The sequence below is a fragment of the Aquimarina rhabdastrellae genome, assembly GCA_947387485.1.
GTDB lineage: Bacteria > Bacteroidota > Bacteroidia > Flavobacteriales > Flavobacteriaceae > Aquimarina.
Genome location: CANDNT010000001.1, coordinates 165,096 through 188,179, shown reverse-complemented (window position 1 = coordinate 188,179; position 23,084 = coordinate 165,096). Strand labels below are relative to the sequence as shown.

Here is a 23,084-nt window from a genome sequence, read left to right as displayed (position 1 = left end):
GAACTCTTATTTTACCCGCTGTATGAAATACAAAGAAATTATAAAACTTGAACAAACTGTAGATAACAAGATGTTTTTATACAAATCACGAACCTTATTTTTCCTATTATTTATTGTATTTAAGATACAAGGACAAGAACTAAACCCAAAAATCACTTTTTCTACTTATTATGGAAATAGTGGAAGTGAAGATGCTGATGTTGTTACTGTGGACCATTTAGGTAATACATACTTAGGTTGCCATTCGAGTTCTGAAAATTTACCAGACGTTAATAAATACCCGTATACTATTAACGACGGTATGGATGCATTCGTGATAAAGTTAAATAAAGCTGGGAATGATGTAGGTTATATAACCCATATGGGTGGGAAAAATTGGGAAGCTGTTCAAGGACTTATATCTGATCTTGAAGGTAATATTTATGCTATTGGAACAACTTTTTCATCAGATTTCCCTGTTGATGAAAACTCATTTCAATCAATCTTTGGAGGAAAAAGGGACGTTTTTGTTGTTAAAATTAACCCTGAAGGAAAAGTAGTATGGTCAACATTCCTTGGAGGAAGTGATGATGAAGATGGCAGATATATAAATATTAATAAAGATGGTAATGTTTATGTTGTTGGTTGGACAGCATCTAAAGATTTTCCCATCACAAAAGGAGCTTTACAAACTAAATCTGCTGGTGGGATAGATGCATTCATTACCACTTTTAATTCTGATGGAAAAATATTGACATCAACCTATCTAGGTGGATCAGGTGATGATATTGGTTTTTCAATCAAGTTAGATAATACCGATCAACTCTATATAGGTGGTACAACTAGCTCTCTTGATTTTCCTATCAAAAATAATGCTATACAAAGTGAAAATAGAGGGGAAAATGATGCTTTTTTTGCTATAATAAATAAAAGTCTATCGACCATTAATTTTGCTACTTATTGGGGCGGAGAAGGAGATGATCAGCTAAAAGGTATTGATCTTGACTCTTTGGGCAATATATATATTATGGGATTTACACATTCTTTGAATTTTCCTATAACACAAAACTCGTTTCAAAAGAAACGTAATGATGGAATGGACATTTTTGCATCTAAGTTCAACATAAAAGATTCAAGTATTGTGTACTCAACTTATTTAGGAGGAAACAAACGTGATCGCCCAAGAAATTTTGCAACAGATGTAAATGGTAATGCATACATTATTGGAAAAACTTCTTCTGACGATTTTCCTACAACTTCCAATGCGCAATCTAAGCGAAATGGGGATTCTAATGCCTTTATTACACTAATAGATAAAAATGGAGTAAATCTTCTTTATTCCAGTTTATATGGAGGAAATGGCTCAGATACTTTTGAAGGAATTGCTATGGGAGTAGATGGATCGGTAACCGTATCAGGATTATCAAATTCAAAAGATTTTCCGTTAATAAATCCAATTAAAAACACTTCTTTTGGTGGACTATTTGATATAATCGTTGCTCGCTTCGTTCTAACAAATAAAGAATAAATTTTGATGACTACTAAGTAAAAAATAATGAGAAAAACATTTTGTATACTATTAGTATTAATTTCAAATATAATTTTTGGACAAACCGAATTTCGTATTCATCTTAAATCAGATGTCGATGTTGATAAGGTTTCCATAAGTAGTTTTAATTTATCAAAGAAATTTTCATCTGTTTTAAAAAATGGAATAGCAACTATTAAAATACCATCCAATTCATCTGACCAATATTCAATATTTGTTAATAGTAAAAGGATTGATGGTTGGTTCAATTCTGGAAATATTGCTGTTTTTCTAGAATTAAAAAACAAAGATCTTTCTATTTCTAAAACGATCAACACGCCAGTTTACGAACGTCAGGTAAGATATTTCAGTGAATACAGAAAGTTTTTAAAAGATAAGTCAATTGGTAAGGACTTTATAAAAAATACGATAACTCAAAATGATCAAGATGCGTTTATTTTAGTACCAATAAATCATTATTTAAAATTATCTCAAAACAACGACAAAGAACTAAAGTTTATTGAACAAATATTGAATAAACAACCAAAATCAACTAAAGAACATAGCATCTTTAAAATGATTAGTAGTAGGCTTGAGATATTAAGAAAAATAAAGCAAATTGATTTGAATGAATATTCCTTAATCAAAACAAATGGAGAGATTTCGAAAATAAAAAGGCAGTCAAATAAAAAACATACGGTTTTAGATTTTTGGTTTACCAGTTGTCCGCCTTGCATCAAAGAGCATAAGACGATTTTAGCGAAGCCTAATATGTTTAATGACTTAAATGCAGAACTGATAGGAATATCTACAGACAAAAATCAAGAGAAATGGGTTAGTTATTTAAGAAAAAATAATATTAAGTGGAAAAACTATCGCATAGGAAAAATAAATTTGGATAGAGATTTAGGAATTTGGTCTTTTCCTACATATATCATTCTTGATAAAGAAAATAAGATTATAGGTAGTTATTCAAATATAGAGGATACAATTATTGCGTTAAAGAAATAACTGTGTATAACGCTGCCTATAAACCGATACATAACCAGTGTTGTGTAGTTTAAATGGAATTAATTGGGATATTAATTACTGTGTTTTTAATAGGGCGCAATGCATACAAAAGGTGAAATCAATAATTAATGTGTATTATTTGTTAAAAATAAGGTAAGATTTCACCTTGTTACAACACATATATTAAACGCTATATATTATTAGAGTAAATGAAGACGAAATCTATAATATTGTTATTACTATTAATTGGATGTAAATCCCATAAAAAAATTAGTGGAAGTATTTGTATAGAGGAAATCGGAATAATGAGTTGTTTGGCTAATTATGAAATTAGTGATACTGATAAAACAAAATTTAGAATCAAGGGCAGAGTATTAAGTATTTTAGATAGTTTACCAATGAATAATACTTATATCTCTGAAAAAGGGTTTTGGCCTTCTGATAATAGTATAGATAGGAATGGATATTTTAATCTGGAATTTGATAAAAAAGGATTAATTAATCTAAAGGTTTCTTCTGAATTCTCTCAAGGTTATGAGCAAAAACTTAAGGTCGTTTTAGGAAAGGAGTTAAATTTACTTATTTACTTAGGTGTTGAAAATACGAATTCAACATTTAAAACTAATGAGATCAATAGTTTGAAGAGAGAAATTAAAAAAGAAAATCGCTTTAGGAAAAAACTAAATAGAAGACTCAGTAAAATTAACAAACGCACAACAATCAGTATAAATAATTCCTTGTTTTCGCTTAGTACTAAAAATCCATAAAGATGTTCAAACTAGTGCATACTAGCAAAGCTTGATGTTAACCTTTAAAATTGCGAATAACCTTGACCCAAAAGTAAAGTTGATGGAATTGAAAAAAATAAAAAAATTACATAATATAAAAAAAAGTGATTTTGTTAGTTTTGATGAAGATATTAAAAAAATTGAAACGAAATTAGGAATTGAATTTCCTGAAGTCTTATACGATTTTTATAAAGAAATAGGTGTGAGTTCTAGTATATTTAGATGGGTTTTATGTTGTTTAAATATCAACAATTATGGATATTTAGAAATTAATACTGATGCTCAAACGGGTGATAAATGGGCTATTAACGTAAATGAAAAGAACAATTTACTGTTCAAACCATTTAAAGAAGAATGGGTTAAGATAAACTATTCAGTAGAAGAATTCTTAATAAATGAAATTCATATAACTTCATGTTTTTCTTTGGAGTTTTCTGCACAAGGAGAGTATACAGAACAAGAATTCAAAAGAAAATTAAATAATGGCTTTTTTCATAAGATTGATATTAAATCTATTGATTTAGATATAGCTAATATATATAATCTTAAGATGAGTTTCTATGAAACTTGTATAAATGATATAATAGGATTCAATGATGATTATGTATATTATGCATCTAATAATAAATCGGACTTTGAAAAGGTCACATCGTCATTTGGAAAAAAATGGCACGTGATGGGAATAGGATATTTGAAAGAATAAAAAGATGACTGACTAGCTAACAAAGGCTAAAAAATTATATGCAATGTTATATGCATTTTGAATAGTGACTTACGTAAAAAGAAATTGAGATTTATAAAAGGATTATCGAAATAATAGATGAGAATCTAATGTCCTGTCTAGTTCCAATATAATCTAAAATGTAAAAGAGTTTTGTTGTTGAGTTGATTAGATACATAACAAATTAAGTTTTGTTAATGTATAGTTAATACTGTATTGTATTATATAAAAAACAATAGGAATAATATGTTGTTTTTTAGGGGTGTATGTGTTTTGTTATTAAGCTAAACAAGATCACCTAGTGATCGAGTTCCTTCTTTTTCATGATATAACTGGTTAATCTTACAAAAATTAAAACAAGTATAATATGAAGAAGAATTTTATCTTTTTTCTTGCTGGTTTAGCATTTTTCTCATGCCAGAAAGAAGAAAACATTAATGAAGATCTTGGTATTGATCAAGATAGAAAAACAGAATTTCAAGGAGAAGTTGCTTTTCCTAATCAAAGAGGTAAAACTTTTGAAGGTTTTTTCAATAAGCAAAAGATCACCTATGAGAAAATTAATGGTTTTAATATCATGGAAGGCGATATCTTATTATCCGATGATGATATTTCAAAAACTATTGAAAAATCGGCTATAAGAATAGATCGTTCGTGGACTAATGATACTGTTTTTTATCAAATAGATTCTGATTTACCTGATAAATCTAGAGTACGCAACGCCATCAATCATTGGAAAGAATCACTTCCTAGTTCTGTATTAACTTTTGTTGAAGTTAACTTTCTAGATGTTCCACCTCCTAGAAATAACCCATTAATTGATGTAGCAAGGCTAGTAATCATTGATTTGAATGAAAGAATATTAAAAGCTCACCCAGGTGCTGAAAATTATATAGAGTTTGTCGAAGGTGATGGTTGTTCTTCTTATATAGGAATGCTGGGAGGAAGGCAAACCATAACATTAGGTGATAATTGTACTACAGGAAATACCATTCATGAGATAGGTCATGCGGTTGGGTTATATCACGAACAAAGTAGAGTTGACCGAGATCAATATATAAAAATTAACTATCAAAATATTGAAGACGGAAAAGCTCATAATTTTAGAACCTATGCCGATAGAGGTAGAGAAGGGGTTGATTTGGTAGAATTTGATTTTAATTCAATTATGATGTATGGTCCTCGTTTTTTTTCAAAGAATGGTAAACCAACTATAACAAAGCGTAATGGTGATACATACAGTATACAACGAGAAAGATTATCAACAAACGATGTAATTGGTGCATTAGTACTAGCGAGCTCTTTTGAATAAAAATTAAAACAAATATAATATGAAGAAGAATTTCATCTTTTTTCTTGTTAGTTTAGCATTTTTCTCATGCCAGAAAGAAGAAAACATTAATGAAGATCTTGGTATCGATCAAGATAGAAAAACAGAATTTCAAGGAGAAGTTGCTTTCCCTAATCAAAGAAGTAAAACTTTTGAAGGTTTTTTTAATAAGCAAAAGATTACCTATGAAAGAATTAATGGTTTTAATGTCATAGAAGGAGACATTTTATTATCTGATGATGATATTTCAAAAACTATTGAAAAATCGGCAATACGAACAGATCGTTTATGGGCAAATGATACTGTTTTTTATCGAATAGATTCTGATTTACCTAATAAATCTAGAGTACGAAATGCTATAACTCATTGGCAAGGATCAATTCATAGTGATGTATTGGCCTTTGTAGAAGTTAATTTGATAGATGTTCCTCCTCTTGCGAATAATCCAGTACTTGATGCAATTCGACAATTAGCTATTAATTTCAATGAAGTAATATTAAGAGCTCATCCAGGAGCTGTAAATTATATTGATTTTGTTGAAGGTGATGGGTGTTCTTCTTATATAGGAATGCTAGGAGGAAGACAAACAATTACACTAGGTGATAATTGCAGTACAGGAAATACCATTCATGAGATAGGTCATGCTATTGGGTTGTATCATGAACAAAGTAGAGTTGATAGAGATCAACATATAAAAATTAACTTTCAAAATATTGAAGACGGAAAAGCTCATAATTTTAGAACTTATGCTGATAGAGGTAGAGAAGGAAACGATATTCTTCTTTTTGATTTTAACTCAATTATGATGTATGGCCCTCGCTTTTTTTCAAAGAATGGTAAACCAACTATAACAAAGCTCAATGGTGATACATACAGTATACAACGAGATAGATTATCTGGAGGTGATGCTATTGGAGCATTAGTATTATATGGATCAAATTAGGCAATTTATTAATTACGATATATTCCAAAAATAGATCATATTGAGATTTTACCACATTGCTATTTTATAGTAATGTGGTTTTTATTAGTATAGTTTTTTAAGATTGGATAGTTAGTAAAAAGAGAAGAGTTTATCAATATAAAATCTAATGTATTTTGATCGATGAGGTTGCTTAATTTCGGTCACAGAGCCTGCAGATGTAACCAATATAAAAATACCAATTTACTGCAACTTGAGTCTTGTCGAAGGCTAACTCTCATATAATCATAAATCATCACAACTTATTTGCTTCTAAATATTTTTTTATTAAACTCCTATAATTACTCCCTACAGGAATTTCATGAGTATTGATTAAAACACATTTAGGGTTGTATTGCGATATCTTTTTTAACGGAATGATAAATGATTTATGAATTCTAACAAAGTCAAACGGGTGTAGCTTTTCTTCTATAGCTTTGAGTGTTTTTAGTGCTAGATAATAGTTTTTACCACAAACAATTTTGGCATAATCTTTCATACCTTCGATATAGTCAATATCATCAACAAAAACCTTTATAAATTCATCTCCTTCTTTAATAAAAAACGAAGGGGGTACAGTCGTCGTTGCTTTAGATTGTTTGGTACTAGCTTTAAAACGGTTTATAGTTGCTGTAAAACGTTCAAAAGACACCGGTTTTAAAAGATAATCAACTACATTAAGCTCAAAACTCTCTATAGCATAATCGGTATACGAACTCACCATGACAAATTGTGTTGTATTTTGATGAAGTCTTACCAGTTCTGTACCAGAAATTTTAGGCATAGCAATATCCGTAAAAACCAAATCGACTTGCTGTTCATTTAGATAGCTAAATGCTTCGATAGCATTAGTAAACGTTTTTACGAGTTCAAATTCAGGAAACCTAGCGATATAATGTACCAACACATCTATGGCTAGCGGTTCATCATCAATAATAACAGTAGTATAGGTAGACATTAAGCTAAGTTTATTTCAAGTTGAGTTAAATATACATTGTTTTTAAGCGATACCTCATATGTGTATGCTTTAGGATAAGACAATTGTAATCTTTTCTTTAGGTTTTCTAAGCCTTTTCCTTTTCTATGAGTACTATTAAAATGTTGCTTTTGTTGCACACTATTTTTAACTGTAAAATGTAAAACAGTATCGGTAATTTTAACAGCAATATGCACAAAAGCATCGGTATCATTAGTATAAAAACCATGTTTAAAAGCATTTTCTACAAGCACTAATAGTAACAGTGGTTCGATCTGCTTTCCTATAGGATTTCCTTCAATATGCAAACGAATATTAGCTTGTGTACCAAAACGTATTTTTTCAATAGCAACATATTGGGTAATAAATTGTAGTTCTTGAGATAACTTTACGGTTCTTGTGATGGACTCATCGGTTAAATAGCGCATCATGCTAGAAAGCTTTAAGATTGTATCAGATGTTTTAGGATGTTGCTTTAACGACATGCTGTATAAAGAATTAAAAGCATTGAACAAAAAATGAGGATGCAATTGGTTGCGCAACAATTGTTCTTTTGTCTGTTTAAGCTCAAGTTCTAGTGTATTATAGCGAAAAAAGAATTCTAATCGATTCACAAAATATACTATAGCATAGAGCAGAAAAGTCTTACCTATAAATTCGGTAAAGTAATCAAAGCTTTTGTCTAAGAGTATGGTGTTTGATATTCTATAAGACTTTAGCATAGTCAAAGCCGTAATAAGAACAATAGCCCATAGGCTAAAACTCACGATATACCATAATTGCTTGCGTTTTAAAATAGTAAAATAGAGGAGGTAAACAATTACTGCAAATACAAAATATTCCATAGCATCGCTAGTCATAAAAAAGAGCCAATGATTAGGCAAGGTATCAAAAGCTTTGAATAATACTTGTAACAGTATAAAACAAGCTAAAACAACATTAAAAATGCGTTTAAAAATAGCAAGTCTCTTTTTTGAAAATGACAACATAATGACGAATAAAGTGATACTGTAAAAATATAAAATTGATAGGTAGTTAAGTCGATTAAAACAATACACTTATCGGATATGAAATAGCCTTGGTCGAGTTCATTTTATAGTAGCGAGCAATAACGATAGGTTTAACCTATGAATCTGCTAAAAACATACAAATGAAAACAAGGCTGATAAGTATCATACTAATGCTCTGTATAGGAACAGTATTTGGGCAACAATTACAATTAGAAAAGGCTTCACCTTTTACAGCTGTTAAATGGAAAAATGATGAAGCTATCGTAAAATTTAAAGGTGAATGGTATCAATTTGAAGGATTAGCACATCTGAGCAAAAAAGAATTGATAGGGTTTTGTAAGCAAACTTATGGTGATAAATGGAAAAAACGTTTTTCCGAGGATTTGATTACAATATTAAAAGAGTTACAATATATACCCAATCAAGAAGTACAGATAAGTTTGTCAAAAAACGGAATAACTAACACATATAAAGGAACCTTTACTTTTGAAAACCGACAAGCCTGTTTAGCATTTAATAGGCGTAAAACAAAGAAGAAACAAAAAAATAAGCTTTCGCGAAAGCTTAGCAAAAAGCAAGCACTGGAAGATATTCAGCAATTTAAAGAAATAATCACTACAAGATCATCATATATAGAATTGTCAACTTTTGATTATAAAACAGCATTACAAAACTTATCTAAAACTATAGTTAAGCAAAATAAAGAGATTACTGTAGATGAATTAACACATAAACTAGCCAGAATCATGTCCGAAATTGGAGATAGGCATGCATCGGTTAAAAATAAATCTTTTAAGAGAGATGAGCATAAAATTTATGGATTACAACTTCCTTTTGGTATAAGTGTTTTTGATGGAAAATTAATAGCCTTAAAACGAGAAGCTAATGCATATAGCTATTACAATAAAAACTATCCGTATCTCAAAAGCATTAATGGAATTCCGATCAATACTTTTATGGATAACTATAATTACAAACATCAAAAAGCACCCAAAGCAGCAAAACTAGCAAGAGGAGCAATGGCGATACAAAACTATGGCGCTTTGTTGTTTAAAAATAACAAGTTACCACAAAAAGAAATCGAAGTCGTTTTTACCAATGGAAAAGAGGATAAAAAAGAAACAGTAGCGCTCACTTATGATAAAAAAGGATATAGCTCAAGCCTAGCAATAGCAGATTATAAAAAGATAAAATCCCTTAGACAAAGCAAACAGTTTAAGGAATTAACACAGGTATTAGATGGAAATATAGGCTATATAAACATCCCGATGATGTTTCATTATGACGAAGTAGAAGGATTGGAGCGTTTTATAGAAAACACAATGAAGACCTTTTTAACGACGAAAGCTTTAATCATAGATCTCCGTAATAATCCAGGAGGAGGCAGAGAAATACTACAAACCTTTACCAAATATCTGATACCACCAGAACAATCACCATGGGTGGCTAATGTAGCGTATTTGCGAACCGATAAAACAATAGCAGGCGATGAATCTTCTATGAGTGCTCGTTATTTGTATAGTTATAAATCTTCTGAATTAACAGATAATGACAGAAAAGCCATTACTAGATTTAATGAGCATTTTAACACCGAAAAGCAGTTTGATACTTCAAAATTCAGTCATCCGTTTTATATGGTTTTGCATAGCGGGAAAAAGAGCTATACTCAACCAGTGTATATATTGATTAACGAAGAAAGTTTTAGTGCTGCAACAGTATTTACCAGCGCTTTTAAAAGATTACCCAATGTAAAAATAGTAGGCATAACAACAGATGGATCAAGCGGAAATTCCAAAAAGCTATATTTAAGAAATTCCAATATCAGGGTTAAAGTTTCTACAATGCTGTCATTTCAACGTAACGGAAAAACCTTGGATGGTAACGGAACAATACCAGATATTCATTTACCAGTACCTATTGAACAAATCTTTACAGGCAAAGATCTACAACTCCAGACCTTAGTTAAGTTAATTAATACAAAGCTATAAAATACTGAAGTAGTTGCTATAGTGTAAAAAAAGTCTTGTTTTCTCTAGCTTGAATAGAGAAAACAAGACTTAGTAATATATTAAATCACTGATGCTTTATTCCGTTTGATCGGTAGTAGCTTCAGTTGCTCGTTTAATATTATCGCTATAAATTCTGTCAATCAATAAATGACGAGGATCAATAGCTAATTTAGCAGGCAAAGAATCAATTTCGAAGGTGAAATCCATTTTTGATTTATCGATTTTTACTCTTTTCTCAAAAATTAAATCCTCTTCATCATCATCTCCAAAAGCACCAAGATCAATCCAATCATCAATTGTTGTTTCCGATTCATTTCCGTGTGCATCTGCCAATAGTTTTTTGGATTCAATTTTCATAGAAATTTCATATTTACCATTAGCTAGTTTCTTATAGGAAGCCTCTTTTAATCTATTATCATACAAAGTAATTTCTTTAAACATATCCTTGATTAAATAGTTTAGCGAATCAGGAACTTTAGGTTCTAGATATTTCATAAAATCCAAAGAAGTAGGGTAGGGCGGTTTCTTATATTTATATTCTTCAAGAAACTCTCGCATAGCTGCATTTACCTTATCTTCTCCTATATAATCTTGTAATGCATAAAGGATAACACTTCCTTTACCATAATGAAGATAAGATTGATTTTCAACTTTATATAATGGTAATTCCTCAATCAATTCATTACTTCTACCTCTTAGATAACGATCGTGATCATATTTTAAGAACTCACGCATTTTCATAGGGGTTTTGGCAATACTTTTCATAGTCATTAAAGAAGAGTATTCAGAAAAACTCTCACTAAGCATAGTAGATCCTTGCATTGTAGCCCCTACTACTTGATGTGCCCACCATTGATGCGCCATTTCATGTGAGATTACAGCATCGATAACGTTGTTTTCGTTTTCATCTTCAAGATTAATGATAAAACCAAAACCTTCAGAGTATGGCATTGTACCAGGGAATGCTTGCGCAAATGTTGCATATCTAGGAAACTCTATAATGCGACATTGTTTGTGCATATAAGGGCCAAAGTTTTCGCTATAATACGCCAAAGATCGCTGCGTAGCATCCAGCATCATATCAATATTTTGAGGATGTTTTTCATCATAATACACTTCGATATCAACACCATTCCACTTACGAGATTTTACTTGATAAGCAGCAGACATAAACGAATAGAAGTTTTGAGAAATATGATCTACTTTGTAGTGATAATACTTTCTATCGTTCTCCTTCCATTCCTTGATTTTAGAACCTGGAGCAATAGCTATTTGATCGTTAGCTGTAGAAATAATAGTTTCTACATCGATATAATCAGCCGTACCGTTTGATAAATAATTCTGCATACATTGATCTGTACAGTTAGCAGTCAACTTAGGCAATCTATCCTTAGGTGCTAAATCATATTTTTTACGTGTATTCTTATCGGTAAGTTCAAGATTAGAACGATATCCTAAAGAAGGTAATATTTGAAAGTTATTTAAAAAGGTTCCGTTTTTAACAATGTTCGTATTGCTAACTTGATTTTCGAACCCTTGAGTGATATATTCCGTTTGGATTGTAATAGCTAATTGTTCTCCAGGTTGAAGCGGTGTAGCCAATTTATAAATACGATAATTAAATTCTGTATCGTCTAATACCAATTGGGCATTAGGAATAGTAATCTTTGGATTCCAATCCGAATCTATAGTATAATGTATAGAATCAATAGCTGTCTTTGTTTCGTTTACCAATGTCATATCAGCCTTAACCTTTACATCTCTTTGGTGAGGAAAAATATCAATAGCGTATTTTACCTTTGCGATTTTAGGTAGTGGACTGTTTTCGTATTTTTTATACTTCTTTTCATAATCGGCAGAAAGTAGTTCAACTTGATCCGATGTAAGATATTCATTCAGTATTTGTGTATTGTAATACACATAACCAGCGATACCTACCCAGCAGGTAACAACTCCCATCATAAGAAAACGATAGTACTTAGGTAATTGCTTTTTAGACGATAAAATTCTGTCTTTTAGAGAACGTGTAGTCCCTCTGCTCCATAAAGAACCAGCGATAAACAGGCAAATAAGCGCGATGAATCCCCAGTATAGACTAAACCAAATAACTCCTTCTGTAGCTGGACCAAAAGTATTCATATCTGAATATGTAACATTAGGAATAGCACCCATATACAACATATAGGTTTCTATATCAAAAGCAGAAAGTATCATATCCGACACCAGTAACAGTATGATGGTTATGGTATACCCAATGTATTTGTTATTAAGAATCACCTGAATGGTAATCGAAAAAATACTCCAAAAGATATAGGTGGTTAAATTCTCATAGATAAAGCTTAAGAAATATTGACTCATCTCAATAGCGGTAAACCCATTAAGTAACTGATATAGAATTCCGCAAAAGACAAAGAAGATATGTAATATCGTAACCACGCTGATCAAAGATAAACTCTTAGCTACAATAGAAATAAGAGAAGCATGAGGCGTAGCATCGATTACTTCGTTTATTTTGTTATCACGATCTCTCCAGATGATTTCACCACTAAAAAAGATAACGATGATAATAGCAAAGATAGTAGAAGAACCACTTATAGCATCAATGATTTTATAGGTAAGAGGATAGGTTTGTAATCCGTAATACTCAAACCTATTGGTTAGATTAGAGATTAATATAATAGCACTAAAAAAGAAGATGATCCTAAAGGTTACACTTTTGATAATATTGATAAAGTTGATTACAAAAAAGCTTTTAAACTGATTCCAATCTCCTTTTTTTGAATAGGAAAGAGTCAATTGAGGCAATTCAAATACCTGTGTAGCTTTTTGATCCTTTTCTTTTTGCTTTTTAACCTTTTTATTTCGTTCCTTAAATGAAAAACTGAAATAAGAAAGAAGAAGAATAACCAAACCTACAGCAATCCAGATTACACGGTTTAATAAAATCAAACCAGAAAAAGTAGGACTTAAGGTGTTTTTCTCAATAGGTGTAAAATATTTTGCATGCAAAGAATACGTTCTAATACCAAAGGTATCAATTAAAGCAGCTGTAGTTTCGCTATCAATATCTGATAATAAAGTTCCAGAAATGATATAACCTACAATGATAAGCAATGCCCCTAAAAACGAAATCGTAGTACTTCTCCATTTATTAGCCATAGCAAAGATGACACTACCTGCAAAAAACATATTAGGTAAAATGAAGATAAAATAATTATTGACTATGGTTTCTAGATAGAAATCACCAAAACGATCGGCACTTACCCAGCCTAATGCAGGTGCTAAAATAGTCCCCATAAAGACCCCAAAATAAATACCTAGTAAAGGAATCGTGGAGAGTAGTAAAGCGCCAAAAAACCTTCCGAAGAAATAACCGAACTTACTTAAAGGAGTACTAAATAAGATTTCGTTAAAATGATTATTATAATCCCTTAAAGCAGCATTATTATAGAACGCAGTAGCAATGACTAACCCAAAAATAGTTAAAGAAACAGTGAATATGGTAATAACATGAGGAGAGTTTTTATAGACGTTCCCTATAGCGCCTCCTATGGTAATACTATCACTTGCCACAGCACCGAAAGACAATAGCGCAATCAGTGTAAAAAAGATATACACCATGGGTTGCTTAAGTGCATATTTTAATTCTGATAGAAAAAAATTAGTAAACATAAAATATCAAATAAGGTTAGACTAAACTGTTTGTAGTGTTGATTTTTGAGAAGAATACATCCTCTAAGTTAGGTTTAACCAACTCAAAACCATTTTCGGGATTGGTTTCACTAAGAACATGAATAAAAGGAGTTCCCCCAATCATTCTATTTGATATAATAGCGTAGTTATTTGCATAAGTTTCTAATTCGTCATGTGTTACTGCTTTTTGATAAACTTTTCCTTCTAATTCGTCTATAGCGTTTTGCGGAGCACCTTGATAAACGATTTGCCCAGAATTCATAATAGCCATATTGGTACATAATTCTCTTACATCATCAACGATATGAGTAGATAAAATCACGATAACTTCTTTTCCTACTTCAGACAATAGGTTATAAAAACGATTTCTTTCGCTTGGGTCTAAACCTGCTGTAGGTTCATCAACGATAATCAATTTAGGATTCCCAATTAGCGCTTGAGCAATACCTACACGTTGTTTCATACCACCAGAAAAACCTTTGATACTTTTGTTTCTCTTATCATATAAGTTTACTTTATCTAATAAGTAGTTGACGATATCTTTTCTTTCTTTGGCATTATTAATCCCTTTAAGAATGGCTATATGATCCAGTAATTGTTTGGCAGTGATTCTAGGATATACACCAAATTCTTGAGGAAGATACCCTAAGTGTTTTCTTAATTCTTTAGGGTTCTCAAAAACATCGATATCATTTAAGGTTACCGAACCCTGATCAGCATCTTGTAGTGTAGACAAGGTTCTCATTAATGATGATTTTCCAGCACCGTTAGGTCCTAAAAGTCCAAACATTCCGTTTTCGATTTCGATATTGATATTATCAAGAGCTTTTACTCCGTTAGGATAGGTTTTTGATAAATTTTTAATACTAAGTTTATTCATTTCGCACACATTTTTTACGTTAGACGCTCAAAAATTAGATTTTGTTACAAGTCTAACTCTACAAAACCGAAAATAACGTAACGTTTTTAGAATCAATTTATAAGACAATCCTAGCTATAATCAGCTAAAGGGGATCAAATAAAATTTTATAAAAAAAGAGCTATAATTTGAAGAATTAGTAAGAGGAGAAATACAAAAAGGAGATGTTTAATAAGGTGATTTATACACTCTAATTCGCATTATTTTTTTGCTTTTACGGGAAACCGTAAAATTCTTTTATACCAGTCAATTATTTTTGAGAAAAGCGTCAAGCTTGATCAGAATAATTACATCATGAATATCCAAAAACAAATTATAGACGTGTGTGTTTATTTTGAATTAATATGAATGTGCTTTCGATATGCATGAAAATATTTACAGATGAGAATAAAGAAAATTAAAATTGAAAACTATAGACTTCTAAAGAATTTTTCAATTGATTTAGAAGAAGTAATGTCTTTGGTCATAGGAAAAAATAATGTAGGGAAAACTTCTTTATTAACTGTAATTAATAGTTTTTTAAATGGATCAGATAAAAAAAGATTTTCTTTTGATGATTTTAATATAGATTTTAAAAAAGACTTAAAAGAACTAATAGAAGGAGATATACCATTAGAATCAGATTATAAGCCATTAGGAATAAAACTTAAACTTTTCATTGAATATGATGAGAATGATAACTTAACTAATATTAGTAGAGTAATGATGGATTTAGACCCTGAAAACAATAAAATTATACTTGGATACGAATACCATTTAACATACAGCAATCTTGAAAGCATTAAAGAGAAGTATTCCGAATTTCTAGTAAAAGAAGCTAGTAAAAAATCTGAGAATGAAAATTATAGAAAAAGAAATACTTATGATTTCTTAAAAATATATCAGGCAGATTTTTTCAAGTCTAATCGAAAATCTATTGAATACGATAAAACTCATGATAAAGAAAATGATGATGTTTATATCGATTTAGATTCAGAAAAAATTTCTACAAAAGAAATTATCAACTTTAAGTTTATTAGTGCCAAAAGAAGTGTTACCAATAAAGAAAATGATAAAACCTTATCTACACAGACATCTGAAATATATAATCAAACAGAAAAAACAGATGAACAAAATGAACAAATAGAAAAGTTTAAAGATGAGTTAATATCAACAGATTATACTCTATCAACTATTTATAAATCTTTGTTTGAAAATGTTGTTGAAAAGGTAAAGAAATTTGGAGGTATAAAAAGTGACGATTCTACAATTAAAATAGAATCTTCTTTACAACATAGAGAGTTATTATCAGGTAATACAACAGTAATGTATAAACATAACGATACTACTTTGCCTGAATATAATAATGGATTAGGATATATGAATCTAATTAGTATGATTTTCGAAATCGAAATTAAGATTCAAGAATTCAAAAAAAGCAAACTAGAAAGACCATCGGATATTAATTTGTTTTTTATAGAAGAACCCGAAGCTCATACACATCCTCAAATGCAATATGTTTTTATAAAAAATATAAAATCAATTCTTGATCAAGGTATTGTTCGTGAGGATGGAGATGATAGGGAATTACAAACAGTAATCACGACTCATTCTTCTCATATTGTTGCTGAAAGTAATTTTGATGATATTAAATATTTAAAGAAGAATGGGAAGAATAGTGTAATTGCAAAAAACTTAAAAGACCTTGAAATTGAATATACTACTGATGGACAAGAAGAGAATTATAGATTTTTAAAACAATATTTAACGTTGAATAGATCTGAACTATTCTTTGCAGATAAGGCTATATTGATAGAAGGAGATACAGAAAGAATCCTTTTACCAGCTATTATGAAAAAGATAGACCAAGAGTTTAGTGAAAACCCGCTTTTATCTCAGAATATATCTATAGTTGAAGTTGGAGCACATTCTCAAATATTCGAAAAATTTATTGATTTTATTGATTTAGGTAAATGCCTTATTATTACAGATATCGATAGTAACTATGATAAAGATGTATTAGAAAATGATGGAAAGACTATCAAAAAATATAAAAACGGAAATAATGTAACTACATGTATTAAATGTGTTCCTAATGATTCTAATGCAAGTTATACTTCTAATAATTCTTTAATTTTTTTTCATAACAATAATAAGAATATTGATTATTATAAAAAACTCCCTTTTGATTGGAAAATTTTAAGAAAGAATAGAAAAAAGCAATGGGTTTCAAATCGAAAAGGAAAATTACTATTGGTTTATCAAACTGAAGAAGATAATTATCATGCTAGAAGTTTTGAAGATGCTTTTTTTAAAATAAATAGAGATTTCATTCTTGAAAATAATTTTCCATCTATAACAAATAAATGGTTGGGAAAATATGGAAATAACGAAATCAATGAGTTTACTCTTGCAGAAAAAGGGATTGAAAAGAAGCCACCATTTGCAATAGAAATTTTATTAAATAGTAAAGTCTCATCAGATGGATTAAAGTATTTTAATAATTGGCAAATTCCACATTATATAAAAGAAGGTTTATTATGGTTGAAAGAATAAAAATAAATCCTCAAGAGGTGGATGAATTACAAGAAATATTAAAACATATAGAGAATGGAGATAATTTTTTGTTAAGTGGTGGAGCAGGAAGTGGAAAAACATATACTTTAGTTCAAGTTATAAAAAAGGTAATTGAAAAATATCCAACTTCAAAAGTAGCTTGTATGACCTATACTAATGCTGCTGTAAAAGAAATTGAAGAAAGAGTTAATCATAAAAGTTTAAATGTTACTACTATTCACGATTTCTTATGGGATAACATAAAACATTTCCAAAAAGAACTTAAAAAAAGCCTTATAGATTTATCTAATGACACTAATGTAAAAAGAATTAAAATTTCAGATACTGAGGTTCCTACAGATTATTTTAAAAACCTTAAAAAAGGAATACAATACAAAGAATATTTAAGATTAACAGAAGGTATTATATCTCATGATGAAATATTGATTCTAGCGAATCATATGTTTAAAACTTATCCTAAACTTAGTGATATACTAAAGGATAAATTTAAATTCATTTTTGTGGATGAATATCAAGATACAAGTAAGCTAGTTGTAGAAATCTTTTTAGATCACTTTAAATTAAGTAAGAAGAATAATATTATAGGCTTTTTTGGTGATGCTATGCAATCAATATATGATGATGGTATAGGGAATCTAGATAATTATAAAGGAAATGAAGAAGGAAAGGTGAAAGAGGTAAAAAAAGAACAAAACAGAAGAAACCCTAAATTAATAATTGATTTAGCAAATCGATTAAGAACAGATGATTTTGCTCAGACAGCATCAGATGATTCTAATGCTCCAAATATGGATGGAGATGGAAATTTAAAAATGGGAGAGGTTAAATTTTTATATTCCTATGATAATGATATTGAAAAAGTTAAAAAACACTTAGGTTGGGATTTTGGTAATTCTAAAAAAACAAAAGAACTTAATTTAACTCATAATTTAATTGCAGATAAAGCTGGTTTCAAGGCTTTAATGGATGTATATGATTCAGATCCAGTGATTGCTTTGAAATCTGATATTCTAAAAAAAATAAAAGAAAATAAAGAAAAAAATCGTCCTGAAATTGAAATTAACGAAACTGATACTTTTGAATCGGTAGTCAACAAGTTTCAATTAAAGAATAGACAAAGAGAACTTAAGAAAGACATCTTATTGGCAGATTCGGAAAAAGCTTCATTATTTAATGAACTAAAGGATAAACCCTTTTCTGAAGTAAGAAACATATATTTAAGTAAGGAGGCTTTAATTGACGATAAGAAGCAAGATGAAGATGATGAAAATAAAAAAGGTTCAAAAAGAGATGAGCTTATAAAGCACTTGTTCAAAATTCAACTTAACATTTCCTTATATCAGAATAAAAAGTATAATGAATTTTTAAGAGCAACTGATTATCGTTTTCAAGTAACAAGTATAGCGAACAAGATAGCATTAAAAGAAAAAATTGAAAGCCTTGTTAATACAGATAATAAAACAATAGAAGAAGTGATTAACGAAGCTAACGAAAAGGAAATTTGCTTAATTGATGACAAATTAAATTCATTTATAGACAAAAACGACTATTTATATAATCGTATAAAAGATATTAAGTTTAGTGAATTTCAAAACCTATTTGAATATTTAGAGGGAAAAACACCTTTTTCAACTCAGCATAAAACAAAAGGAGCTGAATTCGAAAATGTTTTAGTTATTCTTGATAATGGAAATTGGAACAAGTATAATTTCCAAAATCTATTTTTAGATTCTGGTAATGCTTCAGTATTAGAAAGGACTCGAAAGATATTTTATGTCTGTTGCACAAGAGCAAAAGAAAAACTGACTATTTATTATAATTCACCAAGTGCTACAGTAATTGATAAAGCAAAAGATTGGTTCGGCGAAGAGAATATAATATCTCTTTAACTATTTAAATTAAAAAATAAAAATTATAATATCTTGCATAAACAATTCAAGTCTAAACCATCTTTATGCAAGACCAAAAATCAAATCTAGCAACAACTATAAGTACTACCCGTAAACAATTAGGATGGTCTCAGGAGTTGCTAGCTGAGAAAGCCAAGGTGTCTTTAAGTACCATACAACGTATAGAAAAAGGTGCTGTAAAACCACGAGCATATACCTTGCATATTTTGGCAGAGACTTTGGCGTTACCCGTTACACTCTTAACCACAGAATCAAGTCCGCAAGAAGAGGATACTATTCATTTTACAGCTTTAAAAAGATTAAATCTGGTTATTTTAAGTTTGTTTTTTGTGCCTTTGGTTAATTTGATACTACCTATAGTATGTTGCAAAAGCGATAAAAAACTTTCGTTTAAAGATACCATAGTAGGTAGAATGTTTAGCTTTCAATTGCTCTGGAGTCTGATCACCATTATAGGAATGGGGATCACTCTTTTTGTTGCCAACCTCATCATAGGTAAAGCAGGAGAAGGATTGTATTTTAGTTTTATTTTTTACTTTTTAGCAGTGTTAAGCAATATAGTTATCATTATACAAACCACTTTTCAGCTTAACCAAAAAGACAAAAACACCTTGTCTTTTATTCCTAACTTATTTTAATCACTTTTTTTGTAATGCATTGTATTTCAGTTGAGTCATTTTAAATGACATATAAATGCAGTAAGAATGCTATAGGTTTGAAGTGATAAACAATACGATTTCCTTCTAGATTTGGGTGCTCATTTTTTAAAAGAACAAACACCAAACATGAGGAAAAAAAGTTTAAAAATTAGTGTAGCCTTTCTTACAATTGTAGTGCTTTGGGTAGGATATAATATCTTTAAACCTGCACCCAAAACCATAGCCGATTTAATGGAAAGCTATGAAGATCCTGGATTAAAAATAATGATCAGGAGTCCGTTTAGCGGTACGGTATTAGTTGCCAAAAAAGGAGAGATTATTTTTGAAGGCGCTTATGGAGAAGCAGACAGCAGCACCCAAACACCTAATACCATAGATACTCAATTTGGAATAGGATCGGTGACCAAACAATTCACTGCAATGCTCGTTATGCAAATGGTCGAAAAAGGGCAATTAAAATTAGAAGATACCATAGCAAAATACCTACCATATTTACCTGAGAAAAAGGGAAATCATATCACCATCCATCAATTGTTAGCACATACTTCGGGTTTACCACATTATGATGCATTACCAAGAATAGGAGTCGCTTTAAAAGATTTTGGAAATACAATATATACGCCTAAAGAGTTAGTACAACTGATAGGAAAAACGCACTTAGTCGATCAACCTGGAACACGATACCATTACAGTAGTTTTGGCTATGATATACTGGGAGCAATTTTAGAAGAAGTTTCAGGGAAAACCTTTGCTAAGCTATTAAAAGAACAGATTGTAATTCCGCTTGGATTACAAAATACAGGTTTTGGCAGTAATGCTTATGTAGCTAAAAATTTAGCAAAAGGATACCGTTATAACGAAGTTTATGGTTGGGAATGGTGGACTGCAAAACATGGAGGAAAATTAACCGAAGCACCTTTTAGAGATCAATCTACAGCCTATGCAGCTGGTGGAATGTATTCAACCGTAAGAGATTTATGGATATGGACAGAGGCGGTTAAATCACATAAACTATTATCTCCTGCAATGACCAAAAAAATGCTGACGCCCAATAAACATGGGTATTGCTATGGATGGGTTAGAAATTGGGATGATATTATAGAAAAAAATACTGAAGTACGATTGTATGGACATGGTGGTGCTTTGGCAGGAAATAGCGCTTTTGTAGCAATGTATGATGATGATACAACGATTATTTATCTGGCCAATAGAAGCAATTTAAAAGCCGAAGAAATACTCCATCAAATATACCTAAGAGCAAACGGACTTAAAGATGTCTATAAATTACAAGGTTATCCTAATAGAAGTTCGTATGAAACCTTTGTAAAAGCAGGAGGGATGAATGCATTACAAGATTACTTTAAACGCTTATCAACATATAGTGGATATAAAGTAAATCCATCCAATAGTACGATGCGTGGTGTGATGAAAATTCATCTAGAAGCTGGTAAAACAAGGGTGGCAGATAGTTTAAAGAAGGTGTTTTTTAGTTCGTATTACCCTAGTGAGAATACTTTAAATCAATTTGGGTATGACTTTTTACATTCCAATACACCAGCATATGCATTGGATTTCTTTAAAGAAAATACCCTAAAACATCCTAATTCACCTAATGCTTGGGATAGTTTGGGAGAAGCATATCTAGTCTACCAAGATTATAAAAATGCAGTAAAGTGTTATACAAAAGCTGTTGCTTTAGCCCAAAAACTAAACCATAATGCACTAGAATCATATAAAGAAAATCTTCAAAAAGCTGAAGTTAAAGTTCAATAAAACAGTAGTTAATAGTAATATGAAAAAGGCAATATATTTAAATATAATACTACTTATAATGGTATTATATGTGACTAATATTCAAGCTCAAGAAAAAACAACTCAAGCTGTTATATCAATAGAAATAGGAAAACGGTTTACACAATATTCTAAGGTGTTAAAAGAAGAACGTGAGTTGTTAATTCACCTTCCAGAAAGCTATAAGAAATCAGAACGACATTATCCAGTAATCTATGTTTTAGACGGGAACAATCATTTTGAACATACCAGAAATGCAGTAAACTTATTAGCAGATAACAATAGAATACCAGAGAGTATTGTTGTAGCTATCCCTAACAATGAAGGTGCAAGAACTAGAGATTTAGCAAGGCAACGCGATCGATTTAAAGCGTATATCACAGAAGAAGTGATTCCGTTTATAACAAAGAATTATCGTACACTAGAACATAAAACGATTTTTGGACATTCGATGGCAGGAGCATTTGTTTTAAATTATTTAGCTACAGATACTTCGGTTTTTGATAACTATATCGTTGCGAGTCCCGTAGTACAAATCTTTAATACTGAAGTAATAACTCAATTAGAAGAACTCTTTATAACTGAAAAAATGATAGATAAGTCATTATATATGACGATGACCGATGAAAAAGAAGAAGGAAAGCGTGCTACCAAGGCATTTAAGGATCTAATTCAACTATTACAGCAAAAAGCATTTAAATCATTAAAATGGGAATATCGATTTATCCCTGAACAGATTCATATGACAACACCATACTTAACAGTTTATGAAGGCTTATCCAGAGTATTCAAAGATTATCAAGCACCACGTTATACTAGTTTTGAAGATTTTAATAAACGTGGAGGAATGGATGCACTACAGGTGTTTTATAAAAAAAGAGGAACTACTTATCAAATATCTAATGAAGTTCCAGATACAGTGATTAGACGTTTAGCTTATGTATTACTAGATGAAGGATTAACTAAACAAGCTATAACATTATTTAAAGAAAATGTAGCCAACTATCCGCAATCTGCGATGGCATTTAAAGCCTTGGGCGATGCTTATGAAGCGCATAATAAGTTAATGCTTGCATCTAAAGCGTATCAAAAAGCTACCGAATTGGCTCAAAAACAGCAATCTCCTAATACCAATTATTTTACAAGACAAGTTGTACGTATTCAAGAGAAATTATAATAAGTAAACATTAATATCCAGAAAGGCTATCACAGGCTTTCTGGATATGGTGATTAGTTTACGTTT

Annotated in this window: 16 protein-coding genes; 12 read left to right on the top strand and 4 right to left on the bottom strand. The window is 30.4% G+C overall.

Going from position 1 to position 23,084, the window contains the following annotated elements; translation table 11 throughout:
* Positions 1–22 precede the first annotated feature (22 nt).
* From ACYEKI_RS00825 to ACYEKI_RS00800, 6 genes are all read left to right on the top strand, one after another.
* On the top strand, positions 23–1,507 hold the full coding sequence (locus tag ACYEKI_RS00825) for an SBBP repeat-containing protein (RefSeq protein ID WP_459209247.1): 1,485 nt from the start codon (positions 23–25) through the stop codon (positions 1,505–1,507).
* A gap of 27 nt (positions 1,508–1,534) precedes the next feature.
* Positions 1,535–2,518 carry a TlpA family protein disulfide reductase gene (locus tag ACYEKI_RS00820; RefSeq protein ID WP_459209246.1) on the top strand — a complete coding sequence of 328 codons (984 nt, stop codon included), beginning with the start codon at positions 1,535–1,537 and terminating at the stop codon, positions 2,516–2,518.
* 209 nt (positions 2,519–2,727) lie between these two features.
* Positions 2,728–3,285 (top strand): hypothetical protein, encoded by a 558-nt coding sequence (locus ACYEKI_RS00815; protein ID WP_459209245.1) that lies wholly within the window; start codon positions 2,728–2,730, stop codon positions 3,283–3,285.
* An 82-nt stretch (positions 3,286–3,367) separates the two neighbouring features.
* Positions 3,368–4,009: an SMI1/KNR4 family protein gene (locus ACYEKI_RS00810; RefSeq protein WP_459209244.1), complete on the top strand. Its 642-nt coding sequence runs from the start codon at positions 3,368–3,370 to the stop codon at positions 4,007–4,009.
* A 385-nt stretch (positions 4,010–4,394) separates the two neighbouring features.
* On the top strand, positions 4,395–5,339 hold the full coding sequence (locus ACYEKI_RS00805) for a M12 family metallopeptidase (RefSeq protein WP_459209243.1): 945 nt from the start codon (positions 4,395–4,397) through the stop codon (positions 5,337–5,339).
* A gap of 19 nt (positions 5,340–5,358) precedes the next feature.
* A complete protein-coding gene (locus ACYEKI_RS00800; RefSeq protein ID WP_459209242.1) occupies positions 5,359–6,300 on the top strand; it encodes a M12 family metallopeptidase in 942 nt (313 codons plus the stop codon).
* 274 nt (positions 6,301–6,574) lie between these two features.
* Here the strand turns inward: ACYEKI_RS00800 and ACYEKI_RS00795 are convergent, their stop codons facing one another.
* Both ACYEKI_RS00795 and ACYEKI_RS00790 read right to left on the bottom strand, forming a co-directional pair.
* Entirely contained in the window at positions 6,575–7,276 is a 702-nt protein-coding gene (locus ACYEKI_RS00795; RefSeq protein WP_459209241.1) for a LytR/AlgR family response regulator transcription factor, read from the bottom strand.
* The gene (locus ACYEKI_RS00790) at positions 7,276–8,283 is read right to left on the bottom strand and encodes a sensor histidine kinase (RefSeq protein WP_459209240.1); all 1,008 of its coding nucleotides are present in this window, start codon (positions 8,281–8,283) and stop codon (positions 7,276–7,278) included. Before ACYEKI_RS00790 ends, ACYEKI_RS00795 begins: the two co-directional genes overlap by 1 nt.
* A 161-nt stretch (positions 8,284–8,444) precedes the next feature.
* On the opposite strand from ACYEKI_RS00790, the gene ACYEKI_RS00785 reads away from it, so the two are divergent.
* Positions 8,445–10,292 (top strand): S41 family peptidase, encoded by a 1,848-nt coding sequence (locus ACYEKI_RS00785; protein WP_459209239.1) that lies wholly within the window; start codon positions 8,445–8,447, stop codon positions 10,290–10,292.
* 96 nt (positions 10,293–10,388) lie between these two features.
* Here the strand turns inward: ACYEKI_RS00785 and ACYEKI_RS00780 are convergent, their stop codons facing one another.
* Both ACYEKI_RS00780 and ACYEKI_RS00775 read right to left on the bottom strand, forming a co-directional pair.
* A complete protein-coding gene (locus ACYEKI_RS00780; RefSeq protein WP_459209238.1) occupies positions 10,389–13,985 on the bottom strand; it encodes a M1 family aminopeptidase in 3,597 nt (1,198 codons plus the stop codon).
* 16 nt (positions 13,986–14,001) lie between these two features.
* Positions 14,002–14,886 carry an ABC transporter ATP-binding protein gene (locus ACYEKI_RS00775; protein ID WP_459209237.1) on the bottom strand — a complete coding sequence of 295 codons (885 nt, stop codon included), beginning with the start codon at positions 14,884–14,886 and terminating at the stop codon, positions 14,002–14,004.
* Between the two features lie 420 nt (positions 14,887–15,306).
* Here ACYEKI_RS00775 and ACYEKI_RS00770 point away from each other — a divergent pair, with 420 nt between their 5' ends.
* From ACYEKI_RS00770 to ACYEKI_RS00750, 5 genes are all read left to right on the top strand, one after another.
* Positions 15,307–17,460, top strand: coding sequence for an ATP-dependent nuclease (locus tag ACYEKI_RS00770; RefSeq protein WP_459209236.1), 2,154 nt, complete (start codon positions 15,307–15,309; stop codon positions 17,458–17,460).
* On the top strand, positions 17,445–19,370 hold the full coding sequence (locus ACYEKI_RS00765) for a UvrD-helicase domain-containing protein (RefSeq protein WP_459209235.1): 1,926 nt from the start codon (positions 17,445–17,447) through the stop codon (positions 19,368–19,370). Before ACYEKI_RS00770 ends, ACYEKI_RS00765 begins: the two co-directional genes overlap by 16 nt.
* A 65-nt stretch (positions 19,371–19,435) precedes the next feature.
* Positions 19,436–20,029: a helix-turn-helix domain-containing protein gene (locus tag ACYEKI_RS00760; protein ID WP_459209234.1), complete on the top strand. Its 594-nt coding sequence runs from the start codon at positions 19,436–19,438 to the stop codon at positions 20,027–20,029.
* A gap of 147 nt (positions 20,030–20,176) precedes the next feature.
* The gene (locus ACYEKI_RS00755; RefSeq protein WP_459209233.1) at positions 20,177–21,823 is read left to right on the top strand and encodes a serine hydrolase domain-containing protein; all 1,647 of its coding nucleotides are present in this window, start codon (positions 20,177–20,179) and stop codon (positions 21,821–21,823) included.
* Positions 21,824–21,842: 19 nt separating this feature from the next.
* A complete protein-coding gene (locus ACYEKI_RS00750; RefSeq protein ID WP_459209232.1) occupies positions 21,843–23,018 on the top strand; it encodes an alpha/beta hydrolase-fold protein in 1,176 nt (391 codons plus the stop codon).
* The last annotated feature ends 66 nt before the right edge of the window (positions 23,019–23,084 follow it).

Coding starts and splice junctions, on each gene's coding strand:
- ACYEKI_RS00765 (WP_459209235.1), top strand. CDS start 17,445: ATGGTTGAAAGAATAAAAATAAATCCTCAAGAGGTGGATGAATTACAA.
- ACYEKI_RS00820 (WP_459209246.1), top strand. CDS start 1,535: ATGAGAAAAACATTTTGTATACTATTAGTATTAATTTCAAATATAATT.
- ACYEKI_RS00805 (WP_459209243.1), top strand. CDS start 4,395: ATGAAGAAGAATTTTATCTTTTTTCTTGCTGGTTTAGCATTTTTCTCA.
- ACYEKI_RS00825 (WP_459209247.1), top strand. CDS start 23: ATGAAATACAAAGAAATTATAAAACTTGAACAAACTGTAGATAACAAG.
- ACYEKI_RS00790 (WP_459209240.1), bottom strand. CDS start 8,283: ATGTTGTCATTTTCAAAAAAGAGACTTGCTATTTTTAAACGCATTTTT.
- ACYEKI_RS00810 (WP_459209244.1), top strand. CDS start 3,368: ATGGAATTGAAAAAAATAAAAAAATTACATAATATAAAAAAAAGTGAT.
- ACYEKI_RS00800 (WP_459209242.1), top strand. CDS start 5,359: ATGAAGAAGAATTTCATCTTTTTTCTTGTTAGTTTAGCATTTTTCTCA.
- ACYEKI_RS00755 (WP_459209233.1), top strand. CDS start 20,177: ATGAGGAAAAAAAGTTTAAAAATTAGTGTAGCCTTTCTTACAATTGTA.
- ACYEKI_RS00780 (WP_459209238.1), bottom strand. CDS start 13,985: ATGTTTACTAATTTTTTTCTATCAGAATTAAAATATGCACTTAAGCAA.
- ACYEKI_RS00770 (WP_459209236.1), top strand. CDS start 15,307: ATGAGAATAAAGAAAATTAAAATTGAAAACTATAGACTTCTAAAGAAT.
- ACYEKI_RS00815 (WP_459209245.1), top strand. CDS start 2,728: ATGAAGACGAAATCTATAATATTGTTATTACTATTAATTGGATGTAAA.
- ACYEKI_RS00750 (WP_459209232.1), top strand. CDS start 21,843: ATGAAAAAGGCAATATATTTAAATATAATACTACTTATAATGGTATTA.
- ACYEKI_RS00795 (WP_459209241.1), bottom strand. CDS start 7,276: ATGTCTACCTATACTACTGTTATTATTGATGATGAACCGCTAGCCATA.
- ACYEKI_RS00775 (WP_459209237.1), bottom strand. CDS start 14,886: ATGAATAAACTTAGTATTAAAAATTTATCAAAAACCTATCCTAACGGA.
- ACYEKI_RS00760 (WP_459209234.1), top strand. CDS start 19,436: ATGCAAGACCAAAAATCAAATCTAGCAACAACTATAAGTACTACCCGT.
- ACYEKI_RS00785 (WP_459209239.1), top strand. CDS start 8,445: ATGAAAACAAGGCTGATAAGTATCATACTAATGCTCTGTATAGGAACA.